This window comes from Kineococcus indalonis, assembly GCF_009906395.1.
Classification (GTDB): Bacteria; Actinomycetota; Actinomycetes; order Actinomycetales; family Kineococcaceae; genus Kineococcus; species Kineococcus indalonis.
In genome coordinates, this window is record NZ_JAAALM010000156.1 from 1 (window position 1) to 7,896 (window position 7,896).

Genomic DNA, 7,896 nt, shown 5'->3' on the forward strand with positions numbered 1-7,896 from the left:
GCACCCCCGCCCCCGCCCGGTCCGCCGGTCCGCGCGAGGTGGTGCACCTGCGCGCAGCGGGCGTCAGCCTCGTGCTGCGCACCCACCGCGAGCAGGTCCCCTCCGTGGTGCACTGGGGCGCCGACCTCGGCGACCTCGACGACGCCGCCCTGGCGGACCTGGTGACCGCCGGCGGCACCGCCCGCGCCAACAACGAGGTCGACGAGCCCCGCCCGCTGGCCCTGCTGCCCGAGCAGGTGCAGGGCTGGAGCGGCACCCCGGGCCTGGCCGGGCACCGCGACGGCACCGCCTGGGCCACCCGCTTCGCCCCCGCCTCCGTGCAGGTCGCCGACGACGGCCCGCTCGGCGGGCGCGTGGAGGTGCGCGCCGCCGACGAGCGCGCCGGCCTGGAGCTGCACCTGGAGCTGGAGCTGCTGCCCTCCGGGCTGCTGCGCCACCGCGCCGCGGTGACCAGCACCGCCGCCGGGGCCTACGAGGTCGGCGTCCTCGCGCTCGCGCTGCCCGTGCCGCCGGTGGCCACCGAGCTGCTGGACCTGGCCGGCCGCTGGGCCAAGGAGCGCGTGCCGCAGCGCCTGCCGTTCGTCGTGGGCGCCCACGCGCGGGAGAACCGCCGCGGGCGCACCGGCGCCGACGCCCCCCTGGTGCTCGCCGCCGGCACCGCCGGGTTCGGCTTCCGCACCGGGGAGGTGTGGGCCCAGCACGTCGCCTTCAGCGGCAACCACCGCGCCCTGGCCGAGCGCCGCGCCACCGGCGACGCGGTGCTGTCCGGCGGCGAGCTGCTGCTGCCCGGCGAGGTGCGCCTGGCCGCGGGGGAGTCCTACCGCACCCCCTGGGTGTACGCGGCGCACTCCGAGCACGGGCTGGACGGGATCGCCGCGCGCTTCCACGCCCACCTGCGCTCGCGCCCGCACCACCCCTCCTCGCCGCGCCCGGTCATCGCCAACACCTGGGAGGCGGTCTACTTCGACCACGACCTGGCCCGGCTGACCGAGCTGGCGCGCGCGGCGGCCGAGGTCGGCGCCGAGCGCTACGTCCTGGACGACGGCTGGTTCCGCCACCGCCGCGACGACGGCGCCGGCCTGGGCGACTGGTACGTCGACGAGGACGTGTGGCCGCACGGGCTGACCCCGCTGATCGACGTCGTCACCGGCCTGGGCATGGAGTTCGGCCTGTGGGTCGAGCCGGAGATGGTCAACCCCGACTCCGACCTCGCCCGCGCCCACCCGGAGTGGATCCTGCGCCCGGACGAGGACGTGCTGCCGCCGGCCGCCCGCCGCCAGCAGGTCCTGGACCTGGGCAACCCCGAGGTCCACGCGCACCTGCTGCAGCGGCTGGACGCGCTGCTCACGGAGAACGACATCGGCTACCTGAAGTGGGACCACAACCGGGACCTGCTGGAGGCCGGTTCCGGCCCCGGCCGCCGCCCGGGCGTGCACGCGCAGACCCTGGCCGTGTACCGGCTGCTGGACGAGCTGCGCGAGCGCCACCCCGGCGTGGAGATCGAGTCGTGCTCCTCCGGCGGCCTGCGGGTGGACCTGGAGGTCCTGGAGCACACCGACCGGGTGTGGGGCAGCGACTGCATCGACCCCCTGGAGCGCCAGCAGATCCAGCGCTGGACCACCCAGCTCGTCCCGCCGGAGCTGATCGGCTCGCACGTGGGCGCCTCGCCCTCGCACACCACCCACCGGCACAGCGACCTGTCCTTCCGGGCGGGCACCGCGCTGTTCGCCTCCTTCGGCATCGAGACCGACGTGACGCGCATGGGCGCGGACGAGCGCGCCGAGCTGGCGCGCTGGGTGGCGCTCTACAAGGAGCTGCGCCCGCTGCTGCACACCGGCACCGTGGTGCGCGCCGACCCCCACGACGAGTCCGCGGCCCTGCACGGCGTCGTGGCCGCCGACGGCTCCGACGGGCTGTTCGCGCTCGTGCAGCTGGCCACCCCCGACACCTCCGTGCCCGGCCGGGTGCGCCTGCCCGGCCTGGACCCGGACGCCACCTACCACGTCGCGCCGCAGCCGCCGGGGCACGACCCGGCGGTGCGCGGCGGCGCCGACCTGCCGTGGGCCGCGGAGGGGGTGCGGCTGACCGGCCGCGCCCTGGCCGCCGCGGGCCTGACGGCCCCCGCGCTGCAGCCGCAGCAACTCCTCCTCCTGCGCACCCGGAAGGTGTGACGCCATGGCCCTCACGAGCAGAGCCGCTCGTGCCCGCAGCACCGCCGACCTCGCCCTGCACGTCCACGACTACCGCCCCGACGCCAACGGCAGCCGCCGCGAGCGGCTGACGGCGCTGGCCTTCATCGCCCCGGCCCTGCTCGGGTTCGCCGTCTTCTACTTCTGGCCGACGCTGCGGGGGCTGTACTTCAGCTTCACCGAGTACGACGTCTTCAACCGGCCCGTGTTCGTCGGCCTGGGCAACTACCGCGCGATCCTCGAGGACTCCACGTTCTGGAACGCGATGCTCGTCACCGTCGAGTACGTGGCGATCAACATCGCCACCCAGACGGTCCTGGCGCTGCTGCTGGCGGTCCTGCTGCACCGGCTGACCCGGTCGGTGTTCGTGCGCAGCGTCATCGTGCTGCCGTACCTCATCGCCAACGTCGTCGTGGCGCTGGTCTTCTACTGGATGCTGGACGCGCAGATCGGCATCACCAACCAGGTCCTCGGCTGGCTCGGGACCGGCCCCGTGGCGTTCTTCGGCGACCAGAACTGGGCCATCCCCACGATCGCGCTGGTGAACACCTGGCGCCACCTGGGCTACACCGCGCTGCTGCTGTTCGCCGGCATGGTGATGATCCCGAACGACGTGTACGAGGCCGGCCGCGTCGACGGCGCCTCGGAGTGGAAGATGTTCTGGCGGATCACCCTGCCGCTGCTGCGCCCCGTGCTGGCCCTGGTGCTCGTCATCACCGTCGTCGGCTCGTTCCAGGCCTTCGACACGGTGGCCGTGACCACCTCCGGCGGGCCGGGCGACGCCAGCCGCGTCATCCAGTACTACATCTTCGACCTGGCCTTCCAGCGGCTGCAGTTCGGGTACGCCTCCGCCGTGTCGGTCGTCCTGTTCGTCATCCTCGCCCTGGTCGCCCTCGTCCAGCTCCGGCTGATGCGGGCCGACCAGTCCGACGTCGCCTGAGAAACCGACAGACAAGGAGGAGGCGACGTGGCCACCACCGCTGCCCCGAGCGACATCGACCTGGTGCTCAAGGCACCCGCACCCGCAGAGCGCCGCAAGGCCGGTCCCGGGCGGGTCCTCGCCTGGACCGCCCTGGTGCTCATCATGCTCGTCACGCTGTTCCCGTTCTTCTGGATGCTGCGCACGGCGTTCTCCAACGGCGCCTCGCTGGCGACGCAGCCGGCCTCGCTGCTGCCCGTGGACCCCACGCTGGGCGCCTTCGAGCGGGTGCTCGGCCTGGCCAGCACCGAGGAGGCGCAGGCGCAGGGCGGCTCCGGCGCCGCCATCGACTTCGTGCGCTACCTGGGCAACTCCGTGGTCGTGGCGACCTTCATCACCGCCGGCCAGGTGTTCTTCGGCGCGATGGCCGCCTACGCGTTCTCCCGGCTGCGCTGGCCGGGCCGCGAGGCGGTGTTCTTCCTGTTCCTCACCGCGCTGATGGTCCCGCCGATCTTCACCCAGCTGCCCAACTTCCTGCTGGTGCGCGACCTGGGCCTGCTGAACACCTACGCCGGCATCATCCTGCCGTACTTCTTCATGACGCCGTTCGCGATCTTCTTCCTGCGGCAGTTCTTCCTCGGCATCCCGCACGAGGTGGAGGAGGCCGCGCGCCTGGACGGCGCCGGCCCGGTCCGCCGGTTCTTCGGGGTGATCCTGCCGATGGCCTCCGGCCCGCTGGCCACCCTGGCGATCCTGCAGTACGTGCAGGCGTGGAGCGAGTACTTCTGGCCGCTGCTGGTCGGCAGCGACGACCGCGTGCGCGTGCTCACGGTGGGGCTGGGCATCTTCCGCTCCCAGACCCCGCAGGGCACCCCCGACTGGGCCGGGCTCATGGCCGCGACCCTGCTGGCCGCCCTGCCGGTCGTCCTCCTCTTCGCCGTCTTCAGCCGCCGGATCGTCAACTCCATCGGCTTCTCGGGGCTGAAGTGAACGCCGCACCCGCCCCGTCCCCGTCCGAGCCCTCCGGCGCGTCCTCCCCGGGCGCGCCGAGCACCAGGGAGGCCCCCCGCATGCGCCAGCCCCGCCGTCGCCTCGCGCGCACCGCCGCCGCGTTCGCCGGCGCCACCGTCCTGCTGAGCGGGTGCGCCACCTACGGCGTCGACCCCGGCGGCGACGCGCAGACCGGTGAGCTCACGTACTGGATGTGGGAGGCGGCGCAGCTGCCGGCCTACCAGCAGTGCGCGAGCGACTTCGAGGCGCTCAACCCCGACATCGACGTCAAGATCGAGCAGTTCGGCTGGGACGACTACTGGAACAAGCTGTTCACCGGGTTCGTGGCGAACTCCGCCCCCGACGTCTTCGCCGACCACACCTCCCGCTACGGCGAGTTCGCCGCCCGCGGGCTCATCGAGCCCATCGACGAGCAGGTCGAGCGGGCCGGGATCGACCTGGGCGCCTACGTCACGGGCACCACCGAGCTGTGGGTGGGCCCGGACGGCAAGCGCTACGGGCTGCCCAAGGACTTCGACACCATCGGGCTGTACTACAACAAGACGATGGCCGAGGAGGCGGGCGTCACCGAGGCCCAGATGAAGGAGCTCACCTGGAACCCGGTCGACGGCGGCACCTACGAGGACGTCATCGCCCGCCTCACCGTGGACACCAACGGCGTGCGCGGTGACGAGCCCGGCTTCGACAAGGACAGCATCGCCACCTACGGGCTGGGCCTGAACTCCTCCGGCGGACCCAACGGCCAGACCGAGTGGTCCTACCTCACCCAGACCACCGGGTGGACGTACATGGACAAGCCCGCCTGGGGCACGGAGTTCAACTACGACGACCCGCGGTTCCAGGAGACCATCACCTGGTGGCGCGGGCTCATCGAGAAGGGCTTCATGCCGCCGCTGTCGTTCACCGAGGGCGGCTCGCTGGACCAGCAGATGCAGGCCGGCAAGTACGCCATGGCCACCGAGGGGTCCTGGACGATCGCCAACTTCGCCGGGCTGGAGGGCATCGAGCTGGGGCTGGCCCCCACCCCGATCGGCCCGAGCGGGCAGCGCGCCGCCATGCAGAACTCGCTGGCCGACTCGATCTTCACCTCCTCCCCGCGCAAGGGCGCCGCGTGGAAGTGGGTGCAGTACCTGGCCTCGGCCGACTGCCAGGAGGTCGTGGCCCGCTCCGGCGTGGTCATGCCGGCCCTGGCCTCCACCGTGGAGACCTCCCAGGCGGCGCTGTCGGAGACGGGCCTGGACATCACCGCCTACACCGACCAGATCCGCGAGGGCACGACGTTCCCGTTCCCCGCGGTGCTGAACTCCGCCGAGATCCAGAGCACCATGACCTCGGCCATGGACAACGTCCTGGCCTTCAACGCCGAGCCCTCCTCGCTGACGCAGGTCAACGCGGAGATCGACGCGCTGTTCGACTGACCGGCGCGGCCCCGCTCCCCGCGGTGACCGACCGCGTCGCGCGGTAGGTCCCCGGGGAGCACCCGCACGCGCGCGTGAAGTGCGCGTACAGGCTGCTCTGCGAGCCGAAGCCCGCCGCGTGCGCGACGGCCGCGGTGGTCATCGTCGTGGTCAGCAGCAGGCGCTGGGCCTCGGCGACGCGGTGCCGCACGAGCTGCTCGCCCAGCGTGGCGCCCACCGCGCGCCGGAACAGCGTCGTGGCGTAGTTCGGGTTGAGGTTGGCCGCGCGGGCGATGTCGGCGGTGCTGATGGGCTCGCGGAAGCGCTCGGCGGTGAAGCGGGCCATGAGCGCCACCGGGCGCAGGTCCGGACGGGTGCCGGCCGGCCCGGGGCCGCCCTCGCCGCCGCGGTGCTGTGCCAGGATCCTCAGCACCATCGCGTTCGCCTCCAGCAGCACCGGGGCGGGGTCCCCGCCCGCGGCCAGGTCCTCGCGCCACGTGGAGAACTGCGCGGCGACGTGCGCGCCCAGCGCCGCGGTCGGCACCACCAGCGTCCCGTGCGACAGGACGCGCGCGCCGAACTCCTCCGGCAGCGACCAGCGCAGGACCACCGCCAGCGGCACGTGGATCCAGCAGACGTCGCTGCCCCCCAGCGGCTCCCGCGCCAGGAGGCGGTGCGGCGAGGCGGCCCAGAACATCGCCGTGCAGCCGCTGGGCACCCTGACCCGCTCGCCCCCGAAGAGGTACTCCAATCCGCCGTCCAGGACGACGTTGACCTCCAGGTCGTCGTGCCGGTGGGGGGCGTGCATCGGCGGGGCGGGCCCGCGGTGCACCCACAGCGCCGGTCCCACGACGTCCGGGGCCTCCTCGTCCACCCCGCGAGGGTACCCGGGCGCTGAGGATCCTGGAGGGTCTGCGCACTCAGCCGGAAGCCGCCGCGGCCCGGGCGCGCCTAGCGTTGCCGGCATGACCGCCACGCGTTCCCCGAAGATCACCCTCATCGGCGCGGGGGGGTACGTGTTCCCCTTCCGGCTCATCGGGGACGTCCTCAGCTTCCCCGCCCTGCGCTCGGCGCAGCTGTGCCTCATGGACGTCGACCCCGGCAAGCTCGCGCCCGTGGCCGACGCCGCGCGCAAGCTCGTCGCCCACCACGGGTTCGACGCGCAGGTGGTGGAGACCACCGACCGCCGCGAGGCCCTGGACGGCGCCGACTTCGTCATCATCACCTTCCAGGTCGGCGGCGTGGCCTCCTACCGCCACGACGTGGAGATCCCGCGCCGCTACGGCGTGGACCAGACGGTCGGCGACACCGTCGGCCCCGGCGGGGTGTTCCGCTTCCTGCGCTCCGTGCCCGCCTACGACGCCATCGCCGCCGACGCCCTCGAGCTGTGCCCGGACGCGGTGTTCATCAACTACGCCAACCCCATGGCGATGGCCACGGCCTACCTCAACGCCAAGGGCCTGCGGACCGTGGGGCTGTGCCACAGCGTGCAGGGCACCACCCGGATGCTCGCGCGCACCCTGGACGTGCCCTACGAGGAGGTCGACTTCCTCTCCGCCGGCATCAACCACCAGGCCTGGGTGCTGCGCTTCCGCCGCGACGGTCAGGACCTGTACCCGCGCCTGCGCGAGGTCATGAACCAGCGGCACGTCGTCGGGCGCGCCGCGGCCGACCTCGCCGGCGACGACGGCGACCACAGCGAGGCGGCCCTGGCCGCCAGCACCTACGAGGGCGGCAACGAGCAGGTCCGCACCACCCTCATGAACGCCTTCGGCTACTTCGAGACCGAGTCCAGCCACCACGCCTCGGAGTACGTGCCGTACTTCCGCAAGGACCCCGAGATGGTCGAGCGGTACGTCCCGCAGCGCTGGGACTACTACGAGATCTGCTCCGCGCACGACGACCAGGGCGACATCGACACCCAGCTCGCGCGGCTGAAGCAGGAGCTGGCGCCCAGCGTGGAGTACGGCGCCAGCATCGTGAACTCGGTCGTCACCGGCGTGCCCTCCGTCGTGTACGGCAACGTGCCCAACGCCACGGGCGTCATCGCGAACCTGCCGGCGGACGCCTGCGTGGAGGTGCCCTGCCTGGTGGACCGCAACGGCGTGCAGCCCACCGCCGTCGGGGCCCTGCCCCCGCAGCTGGCCGCGCTGAACCGCACCAACGTCAACGTGCAGACCCTCGCCGTCGAGGCCGCCCTGACGGGCGCGCGCGAGCACGTCCTGCACGCGGTGGCCCTCGACCCGCTCACCGCGGCGCAGTGCACGCTGGAGCAGGCCCGCGCCATGACGGAGGAGCTGATCGAGGCGCACGCCGACCTGCTGCCGGCGTTCCTGCGCGGCTGAGCCCGAACCCCACCCCCGCGAGGACGTGCCCGTGC

The 7,896-nt window shown here is 73.2% G+C and carries 6 protein-coding genes; 5 read left to right on the top strand and 1 reads right to left on the bottom strand.

Features of this window, described 5'->3' with window-relative positions; translation table 11 throughout:
* Window positions 1-38 precede the first annotated feature (38 nt).
* The 4 genes from GTR00_RS09715 to GTR00_RS09730 all read left to right on the top strand — a co-directional run bounded on the left by GTR00_RS09715 (window position 39) and on the right by GTR00_RS09730 (window position 5,537).
* On the top strand, window positions 39-2,171 hold the full coding sequence (locus tag GTR00_RS09715; RefSeq protein WP_166611431.1) for an alpha-galactosidase: 2,133 nt from the start codon (window positions 39-41) through the stop codon (window positions 2,169-2,171).
* A gap of 4 nt (window positions 2,172-2,175) precedes the next feature.
* Window positions 2,176-3,129: a carbohydrate ABC transporter permease gene (locus tag GTR00_RS09720; protein WP_166611427.1), complete on the top strand. Its 954-nt coding sequence runs from the start codon at window positions 2,176-2,178 to the stop codon at window positions 3,127-3,129.
* Between the two features lie 27 nt (window positions 3,130-3,156).
* Window positions 3,157-4,098 (top strand): carbohydrate ABC transporter permease, encoded by a 942-nt coding sequence (locus tag GTR00_RS23855; protein WP_205705456.1) that lies wholly within the window; start codon window positions 3,157-3,159, stop codon window positions 4,096-4,098.
* A gap of 80 nt (window positions 4,099-4,178) precedes the next feature.
* Window positions 4,179-5,537, top strand: a complete 1,359-nt coding sequence (locus GTR00_RS09730) for an ABC transporter substrate-binding protein (RefSeq protein WP_166611428.1) — start codon at window positions 4,179-4,181, stop codon at window positions 5,535-5,537.
* On the opposite strand, the gene GTR00_RS09735 is transcribed toward GTR00_RS09730, so the two are convergent.
* Window positions 5,506-6,390, bottom strand: a complete 885-nt coding sequence (locus GTR00_RS09735; protein WP_166611429.1) for a helix-turn-helix domain-containing protein — start codon at window positions 6,388-6,390, stop codon at window positions 5,506-5,508. The genes GTR00_RS09730 and GTR00_RS09735 overlap by 32 nt on opposite strands.
* Before the next feature lie 91 nt (window positions 6,391-6,481).
* On the opposite strand from GTR00_RS09735, the gene melA reads away from it, so the two are divergent.
* The gene (melA, locus tag GTR00_RS09740) at window positions 6,482-7,861 is read left to right on the top strand and encodes an alpha-glucosidase/alpha-galactosidase (RefSeq protein WP_166611430.1); all 1,380 of its coding nucleotides are present in this window, start codon (window positions 6,482-6,484) and stop codon (window positions 7,859-7,861) included.
* Window positions 7,862-7,896: the final 35 nt, after the last annotated feature.